Genomic DNA, 19,077 nt, shown 5'->3' on the forward strand with positions numbered 1-19,077 from the left:
AGGGGAAAAGCCTAGGCGCTACAGGCTACCGCCCCGGCAGAGTCTTCAGATTCACCGCTCCCGGCATAATTAGGGTCAAGAGCCGCGGCCTCTTCCGGATTAACCCAGGCAGGCAACTTGCTCAGGCGCGAAAGGTACTCGCTAATCGCCTCGAAATCGCCCAAAATCTGGGGATCCGCAGAAAATATCACCTGGAAAACCACAAAAGCACGAATATCGCTTTCGCGGGGCTGCTGACCAGTAAGGAACGGATTTTTCCGGAGCATCTCGTCCAGACGCCGCAGGGTCCGCGAAAATTCTTCACGCGTCTGTCCATCCGCTTTGCCATGAGAAACCGCCCAGCAAGGTGCGACCAGCTGCTTATTAAGCCAGGTATCAAGCTCATCTAGTTTTTCCCGTTCCGCTGGCGGGTACAGGTCAGGGGCTTCAAAATGGCAGAAAGGTTTCCAGGCGGTGCAAAAATCTAGCAGCATATCGGCAGACTCGGTAGCCACAATCTGGTTATCCCGCTGGGAATCCAAAATCACCGGAACAGTTTGGGGATCATCTGGCTCAAAAGTGGGCTGGTGGCGATAAAGCTCCCGCGCGGAACGCACCATCAGCACCGGGTCATAGGAGTAACCGTCCCGAATAAACTCAAAACCATCCGGGCCAGAGCCGGTAGCGTAACGCACCCCAATCGCGGCCTCTAAACCTAAAATCCGTCGGGCAATCGTTACCCGCCGGCAATAGGGGCAGAGGGGAGAGACTACTAGCAGGTACCGGCCGACTTGTACCGGTAACTCTTCGCTACCAAAACGATAATTCGGGATCATAACCACTCCTGTTCTCAGCTCATTTCCCATTATTGCAAATGCGTGGCACCCTCGCTTGCTAAGCGAATCAAGTCAAAATGTGGCATAATGAACGGGTGCTCCGGGGTCGGTGAAAATCCGAGCCGGCGGTAAAGTCCGCGACCCGCCCGCTTTGGGCGGCTGAACCGGTGAAATTCCGGTACCGACGGTTACAGTCCGGATGGGAGGCAGCACGGGCGGTTACGTTCGCGTGGCGTATTCGCGCGCCCAAGTCTCCTCGGAACACGCTGTTCGCGAGGAGGTTTTTTGTTGGCTCAATCGATGCCCCCCAGGTCAGCGCTTACTCATGCGCTGGCGGCCGCCACTAAAGCTGCTCTGCAAGGCCCGCGAATCGGGGGGAATCCCCAAGTAGGCTGCGCTATTCTTTCCCCTGCCGGTCGGATTCTGGCGATGGGGTACCACCGGGGAGCAGGCAGCCCACATGCCGAAGTAGATGCCCTCGCCAACTTAAAAGAGGATACCGGATCTGCGCCGCTCACGGCAGTAGTCACTCTGGAGCCCTGTAACCATAGCGGGAAAACCCCTCCCTGCAGTCATGCCCTAGTAAAGTCCGGGATTAAAAATGTTATTTGGGCAGTCCAAGACCCGAACCCTAAAGCCGCTGGGGGCGGGGAATATCTAAAGCGGCAGGGGATTAATGCCCTCACTGCCGCGGAAGTAGGGATTGAGGAAAACGTAATATCCAGCGCTCGAGCAGTTAGTATTAAGTGGGTTCAAGCGATTAAGCGTGGGAGACCTTGGACGATTGCAAAAGTAGCGCAAACCTTAGATGGGTACTGTGCCGCTAAGGACGGATCTAGCAAGTGGATTACTAACCGACTCTCGCGCGCCTACGCGCATCGTATTCGTTCCAGTGTCGATGTGATTATTGCCGGTACCGGCACTGTACTAGCCGATAACCCGCAGCTGTCCGCGCGTCTAGCCGATGGACGTGACCTCCCGTATCAGCCGCGCCCCCTGGTCATTGGTAACCGCGATATTCCCGCGGATTTTTACCTGGCCGGTAAAGCGAATCAGGCTCGCACCCACGACCTAAAGGCGGTACTCGAAAGCTGCTACCAGCAAGGAGAGATTTTTGCGCTGTTGGAGGGCGGGCCCACTTTAATAACCGCGGCGCTAAAAGCAGATCTCGTTGATGAGCTACATCTTTATCTAGCTCCGCGCTTATTGGGGGCGGGGCGCCAAGGGCTAGGTGACCTGGGAATTGACTCTTTGGCTAGCTCAATGGAATTTAGTTTGCAACAAGTTAAAGAGCTAGGGGGAGATGTTTTTTTGGCATTAGAAAAGAAAGAGACGCCATGTTTACCGGGTTAGTAGAACAGGTAGGGAGTATCAGCTCCCTAACCAGACAAGAAAAAGATCTTGAAATCGGGGTAACGTGCAGTTTCGCTCCCCAGCTTTCCCTGGGGGAATCGGTGGCTACCTCCGGGATTTGCCTCACTGTGACCCGGGTAGAAGGGAACACTTTTTATGCCTATGCGATGCCGGAAACCGTCAGGCTCACGACTTTGGGGCAAAAGCAAGTAGGTGACTCGCTTAACCTGGAGCGTGCCCTCCTCCCGACAGATCGCCTGGGGGGACACCTGGTTGCCGGGCATATTGATGGTACCGGCACAGTTACTTCCCTCGAGGAAGGAGAACGCTGGCGGGAGTTGCAAATCTCCGCTCCGCCCTCGCTAATGCCTCAGATTGCCCGTAAAGGTTCGATTGCGATTGACGGAGTGTCTTTGACGGTAACCGCGGTGGGTGCTGACTATTTCCGGGTGGCAATAATCCCTGTCACCCGCGATAACACAACTTTAGGAACCCTTACGGTCGGCTCGTTAGTCAACTTAGAGACTGACCAGATAGCGAAATATGTGGAACGTTTACTGGAGGGGAGTAAAAACCAATGAGTGATTTGGCGCAGTTATTTGAGCGGGTAGGTGCAGCGCTGCGAGCCGGAAAGCCCGTCCTAGTCGCCGATTCTAAAGACCGGGAAAACGAGGTTGACGCGATCGTTAGCGCCCAAACAGTAACCCCGGAGTGGATGGGATGGATGGTGCGCTACACCTCTGGCTACATTTGCGCCCCCATGCCGGCTGAACGTGCGGAGTTACTGGGACTACCAATCCAATGGCCAGCTAATCAAGACCAACTGCGTACCTGCTACACCGTTTCCTGCGATGCTGCGCAGGGAGTGACCACTGGAATCTCGGCTGCGGATCGGCGTACCACTTTGCGGGTTCTAGCTGATCCTCTCGCACGTAGTGAAGATTTGGTACGTCCAGGACATATTTTGCCTCTGCGAGCACGAAGTGGCGGGGTGTTCGTGCGGGCGGGACATACTGAAGCTGCCGTAGATCTAATGAATCTGGCAGACCTGGAGCCAGTAGCGGCGATCGGGGAAATGGTGCATGATGACGGCTCTATGGTTCGCTATCACGATTGTCTTGCGATTGCAGAAAAATTCAATCTGGAACTGATTACGGTTGCCGAGCTGAAAGAATTTTTATCCCAGCTGGAAGCGCCGGCAAATGCGGTTGAGATTCCTCGGGTTAAGCAGATTGCGGGTGCGAAATTACCGACCAAGTTTGGGGACTTCACGGTGCGCGCCTATCGGGACGCGGAAATGGGGGCAGTGCACATCGCCCTAGTATCGGAAAAAACTCCTGAGGCTTCGGCGCTGGTAAGGGTGCATTCTGAATGCCTGACTGGGGAATCTTTTGCTTCCTTACGCTGTGATTGCGGTCCTCAGCTACAGCAAGCGATGAAGAAAATATCCGCTGAGGGAGGAGCGATTATTTACCTGCGCGGGCATGAAGGAAGGGGGATTGGGCTTAGTGAAAAAATCAAAGCCTACGCTCTTCAGGATCAAGGACGGGACACTGCTCAGGCTAATCTTGATTTGGGGTGGCCGGTTGACCTGCGTGAATACGGGGCGGCTGCGGCGATTTTGCGGGATCTAAAAATGACTAATATTCGTTTGCTGACCAATAACCCGCAAAAGGCGCTGTTGAGTCAAGATGGAATCCAGGTAGAGGAAATTGTGCCGTGGGAAGTGGGGGTTGATCCCCATAATATTGAGTATTTACGTACCAAAAAACGGCTGGGACATACTTTCCATGATCTCGATAAATTCCTAGATAGGAAATAGCCGTACCTTCTTATTCGCAATAATCTATATATCTTAAGGAGAAAGAAATGTCTGGAGCTGGAGTTCCCGACCTGCATACTTTAGCTGCTGGGAAGAAAGTAGTAATTATTGCTACCCATTGGCACGAACGGGTAATGGATGGTCTGATAGCAGGGGCAAAACGCGCCTGCCAGGACGCGAAAGCTGACTTTCAGGTCGTACGGGTTCCCGGCTCTTTCGAACTTCCCTTAGCGGCTAAAGCCTATGCCGAGGGAGGTAAGGCGGATGCTCTGGTGTGTTTGGGAGTGGTTATTCGCGGGGGTACCCCTCATTTTGATTATGTATGCGATGCCGCCACCTACGGCCTGACTAAAGTATCGGTAGAGTCCCAGATCCCCTTGGGGTTTGGGTTGCTTACCTGCGATAACCTTGAGCAAGCTCTGGATCGGGTAGGGCTAGAATCTTCCCGCGAAGATAAGGGGTACGAGGCTGTGCAGGCAGCGCTAGCTATGGTGCAGGTGCTAGCAGAAGCTAAAAACTAAGCGCAGTTGCCTTTTGCTTTGCGCGAATCTGCGATTTGAGGTTAATAACTAGCTGACAATCAGGGTAGAGTTAGCAGTCGAAGCGGTAGAGTGCTTAAAATTTCAAGATGGTAATTCGCACTGCCGCAGCCCGAGAATAGTGAGGAGAAATGAGCCAGGCAAGTATCCGCCGCGACGACGTTTTGCGAGCTATCGTCACCGACTATGTGGAAACCGGTGAACCTGTAGGCTCTAAAGCGCTGGTTGACCGGCATGATTTGCGGGTTTCTCCGGCTACTGTCCGCAATGATATGTCGGTGTTGGAAGAAATGGGCTATCTTTATCAACCGCACACTTCCGCCGGGCGAGTGCCTACAGAGAAGGGTTATCGCGCCTTCGTAGATCGGATTTCCGAGTTACGCCCGATCACCAGTTCTCAGCGTCGCGCGATCGAAGCTTTTGTACTGGGGTCAGCCGATTTTGATGAGGTAGTTGAACGAACTGTACGGGTGTTAGCTCAGCTTACGCAGCAATTGGCGATTGTGCAGTATCCGCATTTTGAACGCAGCGGTTTGCGCCATATTGAGCTCATTCCGGTGGCTGAATACAAACTGTTGGTAATCGTGATTACTAACAGTGCGCGGGTGCAGCAAACCACGATTGACACCCGCTACGAGGTGGATTCTGCGAGTGCCCGTTCCTTGGCGATGCTATTAAACTCCGCTCTAGAGGGAATGGAAGAAGCTCAAATATCCCAGCTAGAACCGGTGTTAACCGCCGGGGCGCGCCCGGAACAACTGGAACTAATATCCCAAATTATGCCGATTATTCGCGAAACCTTAACCGGGGAAAAAACGGAGAGGATTGTGATGGTGGGGGCAGGGAATCTAGTGCGCTCTAGTCCCGAGTTTTCTCGTTCCATTGGGTCCATTTTGGATGCCTTGGAAGAACAGGTGACATTGCTGCGCCTATTTTCCGAGATTGATCAACAGGATTCTCCAGTTACAGTAACGATTGGTTCGGAATCGGGGGAGCACTCCCTGTCGGAGACTTCCATCGTTACTGGTGCCTATGGAGATAAAGAAAGCGGAGTTGCCCATGTGGGGATAGTGGGTCCGCAGAGGATGGATTATCCGCGTGCAATGAGTATAGTGCGCGCGGTTTCGCGGTATTTATCGCGGATGATGACCAGGTAGATTGAGGAAAGAGGGAAAGTATCCGTGGCTGACTATTACGAGATTCTAGGGGTTTCCCGGGATGCCACCGAGGCAGAAATTCGTCGCGCATACCGGAGGAAAGCCCGCAAGTTACATCCCGATGTGGCTGGACCGGAATCAGAAGAGGCTTTTAAAGAAGTCTCTATGGCGCACGAAGTTCTCTCTGACCCTGACAAGCGTCGCCGCTACGATATGGGAGGTGAATCCGGGTTTGGCAGCTCCGGTATGGGGGACTTCTCAATGTTCTCCGATATTTTTGAATCCTTCTTCGGAGCCGAAAGTGGCGGTCCTACTCCTCGAGGTCGAAGGGGTGAGGATCTGCGACAGCGTCTAGATATCTCTTTGGAAGATGCTGTTTTTGGGGTAAAGAAACAGGTACAGGTACGCACCGCCGTGCTCTGCACTACCTGCGAGGGTAGTTGTTGCGCTCCCGGAACTTCTCCCCGTACCTGTCAGGTTTGTAACGGGCGCGGTTCGGTAACCCGCTCCACCCGTACTTTCCTGGGACAAATGCAGTCTACGGTTCCCTGCAGTGCCTGCGCCGGTCATGGCACCACCATCCCGGATCCTTGCCCCGAGTGTTCTGGGGAAGGACGGGTGCGCACCACCGCTACTATGCAGGTTGAGATTCCGGCAGGGGTACAAACCGGGCATAAAGTGCAGCTGCGCGGTAAAGGGGCAGTTGGGCCGGGAGGTGGTCCTAGCGGAGATTTGTATTTAGAGATTAAAGTGAGTGCTCATCGGGTGTTTTCTCGACATGGCGATAACCTGGAGACCACTTTGCGAGTGCCGATGACTGCCGCGATTTTGGGAACCCAAGTTGATCTGGAAACTTTTGATGGAACTCAAGAGATAACTATTGCAGCTGGTACCGAGCCGGGTCAACAGATTCGCCTGCCCGGTTTGGGGGTGGGGCGTCTGCAGCGGGAAGGCCGCGGTGACCTTATCGTAAACATTATGGTGCAGGTACCTACCAACTTGGATACTGCCCAGCGCGAGCTGATTGAACAGTTAGCTCAGCTACGAAAAGAGGATCGGGTGGAACCCGAGCCCCTAGCGGATGGCGGGGTATTCTCTCGTTTGCGGGAACGATTTGCAGGTCGCTAATGTTTCTTCCAGTATTTTTAGGTGACGACTCCTGTCCTCCGCTTTCTGCCCTTCAGGCCAAAGGGCGTGGTTCCCTTAAAGGGGCAGAAGCTGCTCACGCGGTGGGTTCTCTGCGTCTAGGAGTGGGCGATCCTCTCGACCTTGTAGATGGGAGGGGGCTGCGTCTGCGCTGCCAGATATTGGCAACTGACAAAAGTTATTTAGAGTTCGAAGTACTAGAGGTAATGCGCCTGCCCTTACCGCATACCCAGTTCGGCCTAATCCAGGCGCTTTCTAAAGGAGGGCGTGATGAACAGGCGGTAGAGTCGGCAGTCGAGTTAGGGGTGAGTCGGGTACGCCCCTGGGCGGCGCAGCGGTCCATCGTGCAATGGAAGGGACAAAAACTGCAGCGAGGAAGTAGGAAATGGCTGTCACTACTGCAAGCGGCGGCAAAACAGTCTCGCCGTGCGAACTGGCCACGTTTAGATTCGTTGGCTGATTCCCGACAGCTGCGAGAAATAATTTCCTCCGGGAGTGGTGAAGAAAAGTTTTTGTTGCTTGACCCGGATGCCTCCTTATCTCTTTCCGAAGCTTGGGAACAGGTATGTCAAGCTAAAATGATACAGGTGATAGTGGGACCTGAGGGTGGGGTGAGTCCGCAGGAAACCGCAGATTTTAGAGCCGCGGGTGCCATAGCGGCTAGGCTTGGACCAACGGTTTTACGTTCCTCGAGCGCCGGTCCGGCCGCCTTGGCAGCGCTAGGGCTTTGTAGTGGCCTGTGGAGCCGGAAGGAATCTCTTTAAATGAGCTATGAACAAACTCAGGTGCTATTGCCGGAAGACCTAGACCCGGTACTGGTGTTCGGTCCTGGTGACCAGGTGTTACGGGCAATACAAGACAATCTTCCGGGGGTGCGGATTAACTCTCGTGGTGGAATAGTCACTTTTCAAGGTAATCCCGGCGAGGCACGGATGGGGGCGGATTTGCTAAGCGAATTGATTGCGGCTGCCCGCCACGGAAATCCGTTATCGGCGGCGGCTGTCCAGCAGGCCTTAACTTTAATGTCTACCCAAGAAGTTCGGCCGGTGTTGCGTACCAAACGCCGGCAAATTCGGGCAAAAACACCTGGTCAGCAAAGTTATTTAGAGGCGATTACCAATAACCGTATCGTGTTTGGGGTGGGGCCGGCCGGTACTGGAAAAACCTATCTGGCAATGGCAAAAGCAGTGGAAGCCCTGGAATCAGGGGCGGTTTCCCGGATCGTACTAACCCGTCCTGCCGTAGAAGCTGGAGAATCCCTAGGCTTCTTACCCGGTTCCCTCACCGAAAAAATCGATCCCTACCTGCGCCCTCTTTATGATGCCCTGCGAGAAATGCTGGAACCAGCAGAACTTGCCCAGTTGCTAGAATCGGGAACTATCGAGGTGGCGCCGCTCGCCTATATGCGGGGACGCACCATTTCTCATGCCTTTATCGTGTTGGATGAAGCCCAAAATACCACTACTCAGCAGATGAAAATGTTCCTGACCCGCTTGGGGGAGGGGTCAACTATGGTGGTGACCGGTGATATTACCCAAATTGATTTACCTCGGGGCAAACTGTCGGGATTAAAGGACGCCCGTGACGTCCTCGCCGGAGTTAAAGATATAGATTTTTGTTATTTAACCAGTGAGGATGTGGTGCGCGATAAACTGGTGGGAATGATTATTGATGCTTATGAGCAATCCGCGAAAACTCGAGAACGCCAGGGGGAGGAGCGCCGATGAGTGTAGAGGTGCTAAACGAAACTGAATACCAGATCGACGGGGTGGAATTCCAAGAACTTGCCGACTATGTGTTGGAAGCGATGCACGTATCTCCTGCCGTGGAAATGTCGCTGATCTTTGTGGAATCAGATGTAATTGCGGCTCTACATAAGCGTTGGTTAGATCTGGAAGGTCCCACTGACGTGATGAGTTTTCCTATGGATGAGCTCCGCCCTGGAAATGCGGATTCCCCGACTGAAGCGGGAATCTTAGGGGATATAGTGATTTGCCCCCAGGTAGCTCAGGAGCAGGCTGCCCGAGCGGGACATTCCTCTACCGAAGAAATGTTGCTGCTCACGGTGCATGGAATCCTGCATCTACTGGGGTATGATCATGCGGAAAAAGAGGAAGAAAAAGAGATGTTTGCTCTGCAACGTAAATTATTGCTGACTTTCCTGGCGGAGCGAGGTTAATCTTGTTCTCCCAGATACCCGCTGGGGGTCTACTAACTTTAGCGATTGTGCTAGTGGGGGTAGATGCTGCCTGGACGGCGGCGTTGGGAGCATTCCAAACCTTATCTCACGCGCGTGCTCAAGACCTGGTAGAGGAGGAATACCGCCGTGCCCGTTTAGTGCGTTCACTGGTTGTAGATCGGGCGCGTACCGTAGCCATTTGCCAGTCATGGCGCCTGTTTGCCCAGGTATTAGCGGCTACCTGTATGACCCTAGCCATGTTGGGCTTCGGGCTGGTCTGGTGGTTGGCGCTCTTAGTTTCCCTACTGGTACTGGGAGCTTTGCTACTAACTTTTGCCACTTTTGCCGGAGCGCGGATAGGGCGTTATCGCCCCGAAGCTACTGCCTTGTGGCTCAGTAAAATGGTGAATTTTGGGTTAAAAATCTCGGTGCTTTACCGCCCCGTTGAGTGGGTTGCACACAAAATTGCGCCGCTAACTCCCGCAGATGAGGCTGCCTCCCGCGCCGAAATCGCCGAAGATTTCCGGGAAATGGTAGAGGAAATGGCTGAGGAAGAAAACCTGGATTTCAGAGACGAAGATCGTCAAATAGTGCGCTCTGCTCTGGAACTAGGCACTACTTTAGTACGCGAAATTATTGTTCCCCGCACCGATATGGTTTCGGTGGAAACTACCACCCGTGCCCGGGAAGCCTTCGAAATATTTATTCAGTCTGGTTTTTCTCGGATTCCAGTATTGGGCGAGGACGCAGATGATGTGCGAGGGATGCTCTATCTAAAAGACGTAGTTTCTAGATGTTTTGCGCGTCCTGAGCTAATGAATCACCCGGTTCCCGAGATGATGCGGGAGGCGTTCTTTGTCCCGGAAGTTATGCTCGCCGATGACCTAATGCGTCAGATGCAAGCAGATGCTCCCCATATTGCGGTGGTAGTGGATGAATGGGGTGGCACAGTGGGGCTGGTAACTATCGAAGATATTCTGGAAGAGTTGGTGGGCGAGGTAACCGATGAGCATGATCGTGCCGAACAGGAACCGGAGCAAATTGGGCCGGACTCATGGGTGATACCTGCGCGCCTAGGTCTGTATGACTTGGCTGCACTGGTGAATTTGGAAATAGACGACGATGAAGTGGACACTGCCGGCGGGCTGCTAGCAAAAGCCTTGGGGAAAGTGCCGCTGCTAGGGTCTCATGCCCTTGTCAAAGGATTGGAACTAACGGTGAAAACGGTTGCCGGGCGACGCCGACAAATGGATACCTTATTGGTAAAACGCCTGGAGAAAGAAACGGACGCAGAATGAGTGAAGAAGAGAAAAAATCCCCTAATGAGCATCGTGCGGGATTTGTTTCTATCGTGGGACGCCCCAATGTGGGTAAATCTACCCTAACTAATGCACTGGTAGGGCAAAAGGTGGCAATTACTTCTTCCCGCCCGGAAACTACCCGCCATAATGTGCGAGGTGTAGTTCAGGGGCAGGACTACCAGATTGTGTTGGTGGATACTCCTGGTCTACATCGCCCTCGTACATTGCTGGGTAAGCGCCTTAACGATATGGTGCGTGAAGCTTTGGTAGATGTAGATGCGGTGGTGTTTTGTGTGCCTGCGGATCAAAAGATTGGTCCGGGAGACCGCTATATTGCCGCGGAACTGAAAGACCTGAATATCCCGGTAATCATGGCGGTTACCAAAGCGGATTTGGTTTCTAAAGAACGGATGATTAACGCGTTGGTAGCTGCGGGGGAGCTAGGAGATTGGCAGGAGATAGTACCCCTAAGTGCCTTAGAGGGGGAAGTGTCGGTACTGGCCGATCAGATTGCAAAATACTTGCCTCCTTCCCCGCCCCTATATCCCCGCGACCAGGTTAGTGATGAGTCGGTAGAGAAAATGATTGCGGAGTTTGTGCGTGAGGCCGCCTTGGAGGGGGTACGGGAAGAACTACCGCACTCCATTGCGGTTCAGGTAGAAGAGATTCTTTATCAGGGGGAAGATAGAGGTCCGCGCCTGGGATACGGAACGCATCGGCTCTCTAAAGAAGAAGAAAGTACTAAACAGGCCGAGAGTGACTTCGCCTCCGACATTGCGGACTCATCCTTAAACCGTGTTGATGAGGGATATTCGGCGCCGTCTAAAGAGGAAATCAAGCCTCTAGATGTACACGTTAATGTCTACGTGGAACGCGATTCCCAAAAAGGAATTTTGATTGGTAAAGGAGGGCAGCGTATTCGCCGGGTACGGCTGAAATCTAAGCGGCAGATTCAAAAGCTTTTGGGATGTCCAGTGCAGTTGCACTTGCATGTACGAGTGGCGAAGAACTGGCAATCTGACACGAAAATGTTAGGACGTTTGGGGTTCTAGTGCGTTATTAGGGGCTAGTCTTAAGCTGCACTTCGCTATAAAACCAAGGCTTTATCTTTAGGCTTACCCACCGCAATTTTGTAAACGTTTCCCCAAGGCAGGTCTTTCTTGCTAGGATTTTAACGTTAAAACACTTACAAGCGGAGGGGGTTTCGTGGCAACCATTCGTGACGTGGCTAAAGCCGCCGGAGTCTCGATTGCCACAGTTTCGCGCGCCCTTAATGGGAATACCCATTTAGCTCCTGAAACTCTCCGTAAGGTATTGACGGCCGCCGAGGATTTAGGTTACCAAAAAGATCGTTTAGCAGCGGCAATGCGTACCGGGCGTACCGGAGCTATCGGCTTGGTAGTAGGTGACGTGATGAACCCCTTTTATGCGATGCTGGCGCATTGCGTAGAGCGGGCAGTGCGTTCCCATCAAACTTCTCTTGTACTCTCGAATGCTCATGAAGATGGAAAAAGTTATGAAAACGGGATTCGAGCACTGGCAAAACAGGGGGTAGACGGACTATTGGTGGTACCGCCCTCGCGGATAAAGCCTGGGTGGAAGCATCCAGATCCTCCCGAGGGAATGGCTATGGTGGCTTTAGACCGGGAACCTCCAGGGGCGATGATCCCTTCAGTGCTGATTGATTCTACCCGAGCGATGCGGGATATGGCAGAGCATTTAAGGGATGCCGGTTATCGTCGTCCTGCCTACTTAGCTGGTCCAGAATTTTCTTTATCGGAACAAAGGCGTAGTAAACAACTGCAAGTGGCCTTAACTGAATGCGGTTTTGAGAAGCTGGAAGTGGAATATTGTCACCATGAGGCAGTTTCCGCGGCTAGCGCCACTCGGGCTTTGCTGGCACTTTATCGTCCAGATATTATTATCTGCGCTTCTAACCAGATTGCTTTGGGGGTGCTGATGATTGCTAAAAGTATGGGAATGCAGCTAGGTTCCGATCTGGGACTAGCGGCAATCGATGATATTTCCTGGTTCTCTGTGATGTCCCCGGCAATTAGTGTGATTGACCAACCTGTAGACAAGCTGGCTAATCTGGGGGTGACTGTGCTGATGAAACAGATTTTCGGTGCTGCCTTTGTGCCGAAAGCTGAGGATCGTATAGTGGCCGGTGAAGGTGCCTTTATCCCGCGAGAATCTACACAAGGGCCGCGCCTTTCTGCTCAATATGCGGGACGTTGGTTACCAGAAAGCGGGAAATCCGTTTAAAGTGGTACTATGCGTTTGATTGCTCTGCTGCTAGGCTGCCGCGACGAAGTCCAGTAAATCTGGTCGAGACTCGTCGCGGGATTCCTTGCTTTCCTCGGCCAGCCGTTTAAAAGCAGAAAGAAATCATAAAATGCGAACTACTGGTAAAGCTCCTCGGCAACAACCTTCTGGAATGCCCTTTCAAAAGTATGCTCATTTTTGGGATACTTCGCTGAAATTATCGGATCGTACCTGGCCAGATAGAAATGTAACCCAGGCTCCTCGCTGGCTGTCTACAGATTTGCGGGATGGTAACCAGGCCTTGATCGACCCGATGGATCCGCGGCGTAAACGCAAATTGTTTGACCTTTTGGTTCAGATTGGGTTTAAGGAGATCGAAATCGGCTTCCCGGCAGCTTCACAGGTAGATTACGACTTCGTGCGCTCGCTGGTGGAAGAGGATGCAATCCCCGAGGACGTGTGTGTTTCGGTGCTTACCCAGGCGCGCGAAGATTTAATCGGACGCACGGTGGAGTCGCTAGTAGGGGTGCCGCGAGCCAATGTCCATATTTATAACGCCACCTCACCCACTTTTCGAGAAATCGTATTCCACAACGATAAGGCGGCCACCGTGGAGCTGGCGGTTAGCGGAGTACGAGAAATAATCGCGCAAGCAGAAAAACAGTTGGATGATTCTACGGTATTTGGTTTGCAGTATTCCCCTGAAATTTTCGTGGACACCGAGCCCGAATTTGCTTTAGAAATCTGTGAAGCGGTAATGGATATTTGGCAACCCGATGATAGCCGCGAAATTATCTTGAACCTGCCGGCAACAGTGGAACGTTACACCCCGGACTCCTATGCCGATCAGGTTGAATGGATGAGTCGTCACCTTAGTCGCCGTGAGCACGTATGTTTGTCAGTACATAACCATAATGATCGGGGGACGGGGATTGCTGCGGCAGAACTGTCTATGAAAGCAGGCGCGGATCGGGTAGAAGGCTGTCTGCTGGGGCAGGGGGAAAGAACTGGTAACGTCGATTTGATTACTTTGGCGATGAATCTTTATTCCCAAGGAATCGACCCTATGCTGGATCTTTCTAACCTGGATCAGCTGCGCAAAACCGTGGAGCACTGTACTCGCATGGAAACCAATCCCCGCCAGCCCTACACTGGTGATTTGGTTTACACTTCTTTTTCGGGTTCCCATCAGGACGCCATTAAGAAAGGGTTTGATAAGCGTGCCCGAGAAGTGGCAGCTGCCGATGGTGACCAGAACCAGGTGATCTGGACGGTACCTTACCTTCCGATTGATCCCGGTGATATCGGACGTGACTACCAGGCAGTGGTAAGGGTTAACTCTCAGTCTGGCAAGGGGGGAATCGCGTTCATGATGAAACGCGACTACTCCTTGGATTTGCCACGGCGCCTGCAGGTGGAATTCTATCGCCATGTACAGGAGTACACGGAAAAGTTCGGGGGCGAGGTAGACTCACAGCATTTGTGGAAGATCTTTGCCGATGAATATCTGCCCGGCGAAGAACACAGTCTTTCTCCCTGGGGACGTTTCAAACTGCGTGATTCCCTTGCAGATAACAACCATGAAACGGGGGAAGTCTCCTTGCGGGCTCGGGTTATTGACAACGGTAATTTGCGTACTTTGGAGGCGGTGGCGCCCGGCCCCATCGAAGCGTTCATTACCGCCTTCCAAGGGCTGGGTCTGGATATCAAAGTGCTCGACTATGTTGAGCATGCGATGGAAACCGGCGAGAGTTCGCGGGCAGCGGCTTATGTTGAGGCTGAAATCTCCGGTCAGGTGCTATGGGGAGTAGGTATTGATTCTTCGATTACTCGCGCTACTTATAAAGCGGTAATAAGTGCCCTCAACCGCGCAGAACGTTAGGGCTTGGTGGCTGCCAAATAGCATTTTGAACTTGAAATCAAAAGTTGTTTCCTAGCAATCGACTTGCAGGATTCGCTTTGGTACGGCCTCTATATTTGCAGAGGGAGCAGCTAATAGTTGACCACAAGTGTTATTTGAACCGGGTTAACGCTGAACTGTCACCTGGATGTGAGATAATATCCAGGTGCTGCGAACCTATACCGACCAGGCGATTGTTCTGCGAACCACCAAACTAGGGGAAGCAGACATGATCTTGACTCTGCTGACCTTAGAGCATGGTCAAGTACGGGCGGTAGCTAAAGGACTGCGCCGCACTTCCTCGAAATTCGGGGCGCGTCTTAGTCCCTTTAACCGCGTAAAACTGCAGCTACATTCCGGGAGAAACCTGGACACTGTCACTCAGGCTGAGTCACTCAGTCTCGATGCTCCCCAAATTGCCTCCGACTACGAACGTTATCTCTCGGGGCAGGTCATGCTAGAAACCGCCGAGAAACTTTCCGAGGGAGAGGGCTCACGCAGTCAATACCGGCTACTCGCTGGGGCGATAGCGGCCTTAGCGAACCGAGCCCACCGTCCCGGCATGGTATTGTCCTCTTACCTATTGCGCACTCTAGCGATAGCTGGATGGGCGCCTGCCTTAAGCGAGTGTGCACTGTGCGGAGCTGGCGGTCCTTTTAAAGTGTTTTCTGCACCTGCCGGCGGAGTGGTGTGCGAAGATTGTCAGCTTAGTGGGGGAGTGCGCATTTCAGCGGCGGTAACCAACCTGTTTACTTCGCTGCTCTCGGGGCAGTGGCCACAGGGATATCAAGCAGATGCGCTAACCCAGGGAACAGCAGAAGAAGTGGTCACTGCCTATACCGAATGGGTGTTAGAACGAAAGCTAAAATCTCTGTCGGTGCGGGACCGCAAGGCATAATAAGAACATGAGCGATAAAGACTTGGTAGCAACCGTTCCCCCCGGGCAGGGCGCCTCAATGCCACTGCTATCGCCAGTTCCCTCCCATGTGGCGCTAATTATGGATGGCAATGGTCGCTGGGCTAACCAGCAGGGCTTACCGCGCACGGCAGGGCATCAAGCTGGAGAACTATCGCTGATGGACACCCTGGCCGGGGCAGTAGAAGCCGGGGTGAAAATGGTGAGTGTCTATGCTTTTTCTACCGAGAACTGGAGACGCTCCCCGGCAGAAGTTCGTTTCCTTATGGGGTATTCGCGGGATGTGATCCGCCGTCGCTCCCACGAACTTAACGATTGGAACGTGCGCATTGTGTGGTCGGGGAGACGAGGACGGCTGTGGAAATCAGTTATCAAGGAACTAGAAGCTGCCGCCGAGCTAACTAAGAAAAACACCGGGATGGTGTTTAATATGTGCATCAATTATGGAGGGCGGGCAGAACTAGTTGATGCTGCGCGTGCGGTTGCACGCCGGGTTGCGGCCGGGGAAATTAGCGAAAAGCATATCCGTGAGGACACCCTGGCGCGGGAAATGTACCTGGGAGGTATGCCAGATGTGGACTTACTGATTCGCACCTCTGGGGAACAGCGCCTGTCAAACTTCTTGCTCTGGCAATGTGCGTATGCGGAACTCAGTTTTGTCCCCGAGATGTGGCCTGATTTTAAACGGGAACAACTCTGGCGGGAACTTGCAGCATTTGGGGGACGTAATCGGCGTTTTGGAGGGGCGAAAGATCAGCCTGCACACTTCTAAAGTCATTTCGAGACTCTTGAAAATTCGTGTAGCGCGCTTTCGCATTCCCCGGGAAGGCGCCCTCGAAAAGACGCAAAATCCGGGTAATGCTAATCCCAAAGGGGGTGGGCGAAGAGACCGCTGCCCAATTTAGGTTCGAACCAAGTGGATTTAGGGGGCATGATTTTACCGGCATCTGCCACTTCCATCACTTGGTCAATCTGGGTGGGGTACATGTAAAATGCACAGGCTGCGCCCTTATCTACCGCAGCTTTAAGCTCTCCATCTCCGCGAATCCCGCCTACGAACTCGATACGTTCGCTGGTGCGCGGATCTTCAATCCCCAGTAGGGGAGCAAGTACCTTTTCTTGCAGTAATGACACATCCAAAGAATCGGGCAGTTCTTTACCGGCGATAACGTCGGGGTGGAAGCTGCATGTGTACCATTTGCCATCCAAATACATACTGAAGGAGCCGACTGCTGGTGGTTCCGCAAATACACTGAGCTCGCTTATCGTCGCTACTTGCGCTAAGTCAGTTAAGAACTGTTCGGGGTTAGTGTCTCCCCAATCAAGCACTAGCCGGTTGTAGGGTAGGCATCGCAGATCATGATCGGGAACTGCGACTACCAGGAACTCATTCCAAGGAGCATCTGCGCGCTGGGGGCGAGAAAGCCCTACTTTTGCTGCAGAAGCCGAGCGGTGATGACCATCGGCAATATAAAAGTAGTCCAAAGATTCTAGGGCGCGGGTTGCCAAGGTGGTATCTTCATCCGATAAAGGCCAAAGTTCATGGTAGGTTCCATCGAGAGTTTTTCCGGTAAGCAGTGGCTTTTCTCTAGTTACCCTCGCGGAAAGTTCATCGATTTCTTGATTGGCACGATAGGTCAAAAACACCGGCTCGGTATGGGCGTTAACCCGGTCAAAATGCTTAATCCGGTCGGCCTCTTTAATCGCCAAAGTTTTCTCATGTCGCTTAATAGTGCCGTCCTGATAATCGGTTACCTGGGCGCATCCTACAATCCCCACCTGGGAGGCGCCTCGCCAATTCTCCCTGTACAGATAAAGGCAAGGCCGCTCTTCGCGGATAAGTATGCCGCGGTTAATAAAATCCGTTAAGTTTGCGGCAGCCTGCTCATGTACTTGGTTTGCGTGTTGATCTACGCTTAAAGGTAAATCAATTTCTGCGCGGGTGACATGTAGATAGGAGTCGGGGTCTTTTCCCTGCGCTGCGGCCTCCTGTCGGTTCATGACGTCATAGGGCAGTGCCACTACCCGCGGGGCAGCCTCACTAGTAGGACGCAGGGCGCGAAAAGGACGCAACTTTGGCATCAAAATCTCCTTAGGGTCGTACTGTTATTACTCTACCGGCATATCCGGTTTTCCAAGCAAGCACACCGCCTATTAGACTGGGCGCGATGACAAGCAACGATAAAACGCCCCGTACCTACCATGTGCGCACTCTCGGGTGCCAGATGAACGAGCATGACTCCGAACGTATGGCGGGTCTGCTAGAAGCCGATGGATTAGTACCGGTAGAACTGGTGCCGGCTGCAGCTGCGCGCGCCACTCTTGCCGGTGACGGGGGAGCAGATGTAGTAGTAATCAACACTTGTTCCGTGCGGGAAGCCGCCGCTACTCGCCTTTTCGGGAACTTGGGGCAACTAGCCAGCGTGAAGCGGCAGCGGCCTGGAATGCAGATTGCGGTTGGGGGTTGCCTGGCGCAACAGATGCGCGAAAAAATTATCGAAAAAGCCCCCTATGTGGATGCGGTGTTCGGCACCCACAATATCGATGTCCTTCCTGCCCTACTGCGCAGATCTGCCCATAACCAACAAGCGGCAGTAGAAATTGCGGAATCTTTAAAAGTATTTCCCTCCACTTTGCCTACCCGTCGCGAATCGGCTTATTCTGCCTGGGTATCTATCTCGGTGGGCTGTAATAATACTTGTACCTTCTGTATCGTTCCCTCATTGCGAGGACGTGAGCGGGATCGGCGTCCCGGGGAAGTACTTGCGGAAGTAGAGGCCGTGGTAACGCAGGGAGCATTAGAAGTTACCTTGCTGGGGCAAAACGTGAATTCCTATGGCGCTGGATTTGGTGATCGCGGAGCATTTGCCAAACTGCTGCGTGCCTGTGGAAATATTCAGGATTTAGAGCGGGTGCGCTTCACTTCCCCCCATCCGGCCGCCTTTAGCGATGACGTGATCTGGGCGATGGCAGAAACTGAAAACGTGATGCCCACTCTGCATATGCCGCTCCAATCCGGATCGGATCAGATTCTACGGGCTATGCGTCGGTCTTACCGGCAAAAACGCTTCCTGGGGATATTAAATAAAGTGCGGGAGGCGATGCCCGAGGCCGCGATTTCCACCGATATCATCGTGGGTTTCCCCGGAGAGACCGAGGAAGACTTCCAACAAACCCTAGAAGTAGTGGAACAGGCTCGTTTTGCCTCTGCTTTCACCTTCCTGTATTCGCCGCGCCCAGGCACCCCGGCGGCGGATCGTGAAGATCAGGTACCTCACCAGGTAAAGCTAGAACGCTACAATCGGTTGATTGCGCTGCAAGAACAGATTTGCCTGGCAGAAAACCAGAAGTTGGAAGGTACCACGGTGGAAGTTTTAGTTGCCGAGGGAGAAGGACGGAAGGATGAAGAAACTAAGCGGATTTCGGGGCGGGCTCGCGATGGGCGCCTAGTCCACGTGGCTTTGCCGGCCGAGCAGAAACCGCCTCGACCGGGAGATATCATCACCGCAACCGTCACTTACGGTGCTCCCCATAACCTGATTGCTGATTCTGCCTTGCATGGGGGATTATTCTCGGTGCGTGCTACCAGAGCTGGGGATGCCTGGGAGGCGCGCCAAAGTAAGGAAGAAGCCTATTCCCAGCAAGTTTCGCTAGGTATTCCTGCTATTCGTCCTCGCGGGTAGG

Annotated in this window: 18 protein-coding genes and 1 riboswitch; of the genes, 16 read left to right on the forward strand and 2 right to left on the reverse strand. The window is 53.1% G+C overall.

From position 1 onward, the window contains the following. Positions 1–11: 11 nt before the first annotated feature. Positions 12–815 carry a glutathione S-transferase family protein gene (locus EFB02_RS04120; RefSeq protein ID WP_160115370.1) on the reverse strand — a complete coding sequence of 268 codons (804 nt, stop codon included), beginning with the start codon at positions 813–815 and terminating at the stop codon, positions 12–14. A 93-nt stretch (positions 816–908) separates the two neighbouring features. Further along, a riboswitch (FMN riboswitch) is annotated at positions 909–1,030 on the forward strand. 73 nt (positions 1,031–1,103) lie between these two features. Between EFB02_RS04120 and ribD the strand changes: the two genes are divergently transcribed. The 15 genes from ribD (at position 1,104) to EFB02_RS04195 (ending at position 16,165) form a co-directional block, all read left to right on the forward strand. Next, on the forward strand, positions 1,104–2,168 hold the full coding sequence (ribD, locus tag EFB02_RS04125; RefSeq protein ID WP_147471028.1) for a bifunctional diaminohydroxyphosphoribosylaminopyrimidine deaminase/5-amino-6-(5-phosphoribosylamino)uracil reductase RibD: 1,065 nt from the start codon (positions 1,104–1,106) through the stop codon (positions 2,166–2,168). Then, positions 2,153–2,749: a riboflavin synthase gene (locus EFB02_RS04130; RefSeq protein WP_122820308.1), complete on the forward strand. Its 597-nt coding sequence runs from the start codon at positions 2,153–2,155 to the stop codon at positions 2,747–2,749. The genes ribD and EFB02_RS04130 overlap by 16 nt, the downstream gene beginning before the upstream one ends. Further along, a complete protein-coding gene (gene ribA, locus EFB02_RS04135; protein ID WP_122820309.1) occupies positions 2,746–3,990 on the forward strand; it encodes a GTP cyclohydrolase II in 1,245 nt (414 codons plus the stop codon). The genes EFB02_RS04130 and ribA overlap by 4 nt, the downstream gene beginning before the upstream one ends. Before the next feature lie 47 nt (positions 3,991–4,037). After that, positions 4,038–4,511 (forward strand): 6,7-dimethyl-8-ribityllumazine synthase, encoded by a 474-nt coding sequence (gene ribH, locus EFB02_RS04140; RefSeq protein WP_122820310.1) that lies wholly within the window; start codon positions 4,038–4,040, stop codon positions 4,509–4,511. 149 nt (positions 4,512–4,660) lie between these two features. Next, the gene (gene hrcA, locus EFB02_RS04145; protein ID WP_122820311.1) at positions 4,661–5,686 is read left to right on the forward strand and encodes a heat-inducible transcriptional repressor HrcA; all 1,026 of its coding nucleotides are present in this window, start codon (positions 4,661–4,663) and stop codon (positions 5,684–5,686) included. Positions 5,687–5,710: 24 nt separating this feature from the next. Beyond that, the gene (dnaJ, locus tag EFB02_RS04150) at positions 5,711–6,814 is read left to right on the forward strand and encodes a molecular chaperone DnaJ (RefSeq protein WP_122820312.1); all 1,104 of its coding nucleotides are present in this window, start codon (positions 5,711–5,713) and stop codon (positions 6,812–6,814) included. Next, on the forward strand, positions 6,814–7,596 hold the full coding sequence (locus EFB02_RS04155; RefSeq protein WP_122820313.1) for a 16S rRNA (uracil(1498)-N(3))-methyltransferase: 783 nt from the start codon (positions 6,814–6,816) through the stop codon (positions 7,594–7,596). The genes dnaJ and EFB02_RS04155 overlap by 1 nt, the downstream gene beginning before the upstream one ends. After that, entirely contained in the window at positions 7,597–8,559 is a 963-nt protein-coding gene (locus tag EFB02_RS04160) for a PhoH family protein (RefSeq protein WP_122820314.1), read from the forward strand. Then, positions 8,556–9,011, forward strand: coding sequence for an rRNA maturation RNase YbeY (gene ybeY / locus EFB02_RS04165; protein WP_122820315.1), 456 nt, complete (start codon positions 8,556–8,558; stop codon positions 9,009–9,011). Before EFB02_RS04160 ends, ybeY begins: the two co-directional genes overlap by 4 nt. A gap of 2 nt (positions 9,012–9,013) precedes the next feature. Continuing rightward, positions 9,014–10,309, forward strand: a complete 1,296-nt coding sequence (locus tag EFB02_RS04170) for a hemolysin family protein (protein WP_122820316.1) — start codon at positions 9,014–9,016, stop codon at positions 10,307–10,309. Then, the gene (gene era, locus EFB02_RS04175) at positions 10,306–11,364 is read left to right on the forward strand and encodes a GTPase Era (RefSeq protein ID WP_234992728.1); all 1,059 of its coding nucleotides are present in this window, start codon (positions 10,306–10,308) and stop codon (positions 11,362–11,364) included. Before EFB02_RS04170 ends, era begins: the two co-directional genes overlap by 4 nt. Before the next feature lie 154 nt (positions 11,365–11,518). Further along, a complete protein-coding gene (locus EFB02_RS04180) occupies positions 11,519–12,577 on the forward strand; it encodes a LacI family DNA-binding transcriptional regulator (RefSeq protein ID WP_122820317.1) in 1,059 nt (352 codons plus the stop codon). A gap of 130 nt (positions 12,578–12,707) precedes the next feature. After that, positions 12,708–14,459, forward strand: a complete 1,752-nt coding sequence (gene leuA / locus EFB02_RS04185) for a 2-isopropylmalate synthase (protein ID WP_122820318.1) — start codon at positions 12,708–12,710, stop codon at positions 14,457–14,459. Between the two features lie 187 nt (positions 14,460–14,646). Beyond that, on the forward strand, positions 14,647–15,375 hold the full coding sequence (gene recO / locus EFB02_RS04190) for a DNA repair protein RecO (protein ID WP_122820656.1): 729 nt from the start codon (positions 14,647–14,649) through the stop codon (positions 15,373–15,375). A 7-nt stretch (positions 15,376–15,382) separates the two neighbouring features. Beyond that, complete coding sequence (locus EFB02_RS04195) at positions 15,383–16,165, forward strand: isoprenyl transferase (RefSeq protein WP_122820319.1); 783 nt, start codon at positions 15,383–15,385, stop codon at positions 16,163–16,165. Between the two features lie 89 nt (positions 16,166–16,254). Here the strand turns inward: EFB02_RS04195 and EFB02_RS04200 are convergent, their stop codons facing one another. Next, entirely contained in the window at positions 16,255–17,475 is a 1,221-nt protein-coding gene (locus EFB02_RS04200) for a DUF1015 domain-containing protein (protein WP_122820320.1), read from the reverse strand. 86 nt (positions 17,476–17,561) lie between these two features. Between EFB02_RS04200 and miaB the strand changes: the two genes are divergently transcribed. Beyond that, complete coding sequence (gene miaB, locus EFB02_RS04205) at positions 17,562–19,076, forward strand: tRNA (N6-isopentenyl adenosine(37)-C2)-methylthiotransferase MiaB (protein WP_122820321.1); 1,515 nt, start codon at positions 17,562–17,564, stop codon at positions 19,074–19,076. Position 19,077 lies beyond the last annotated feature (1 nt).

Origin of the sequence: Varibaculum vaginae (assembly GCF_900604285.1) — a bacterium.
Classification (GTDB): Bacteria; Actinomycetota; Actinomycetes; order Actinomycetales; family Actinomycetaceae; genus Varibaculum; species Varibaculum vaginae.

Bases quoted from the DNA above. Each gene is read 5' to 3' on its own strand.
- EFB02_RS04120 (WP_160115370.1), bottom strand. From the start codon at position 815: ATGATCCCGAATTATCGTTTTGGTAGCGAAGAGTTACCGGTACAAGTC.
- EFB02_RS04130 (WP_122820308.1), top strand. From the start codon at position 2,153: ATGTTTACCGGGTTAGTAGAACAGGTAGGGAGTATCAGCTCCCTAACC.
- ribA (WP_122820309.1), top strand. From the start codon at position 2,746: ATGAGTGATTTGGCGCAGTTATTTGAGCGGGTAGGTGCAGCGCTGCGA.
- ribH (WP_122820310.1), top strand. From the start codon at position 4,038: ATGTCTGGAGCTGGAGTTCCCGACCTGCATACTTTAGCTGCTGGGAAG.
- hrcA (WP_122820311.1), top strand. From the start codon at position 4,661: ATGAGCCAGGCAAGTATCCGCCGCGACGACGTTTTGCGAGCTATCGTC.
- EFB02_RS04155 (WP_122820313.1), top strand. From the start codon at position 6,814: ATGTTTCTTCCAGTATTTTTAGGTGACGACTCCTGTCCTCCGCTTTCT.
- EFB02_RS04160 (WP_122820314.1), top strand. From the start codon at position 7,597: ATGAGCTATGAACAAACTCAGGTGCTATTGCCGGAAGACCTAGACCCG.
- ybeY (WP_122820315.1), top strand. From the start codon at position 8,556: ATGAGTGTAGAGGTGCTAAACGAAACTGAATACCAGATCGACGGGGTG.
- era (WP_234992728.1), top strand. From the start codon at position 10,306: ATGAGTGAAGAAGAGAAAAAATCCCCTAATGAGCATCGTGCGGGATTT.
- leuA (WP_122820318.1), top strand. From the start codon at position 12,708: ATGCGAACTACTGGTAAAGCTCCTCGGCAACAACCTTCTGGAATGCCC.
- EFB02_RS04195 (WP_122820319.1), top strand. From the start codon at position 15,383: ATGAGCGATAAAGACTTGGTAGCAACCGTTCCCCCCGGGCAGGGCGCC.
- EFB02_RS04200 (WP_122820320.1), bottom strand. From the start codon at position 17,475: ATGCCAAAGTTGCGTCCTTTTCGCGCCCTGCGTCCTACTAGTGAGGCT.
- miaB (WP_122820321.1), top strand. From the start codon at position 17,562: ATGACAAGCAACGATAAAACGCCCCGTACCTACCATGTGCGCACTCTC.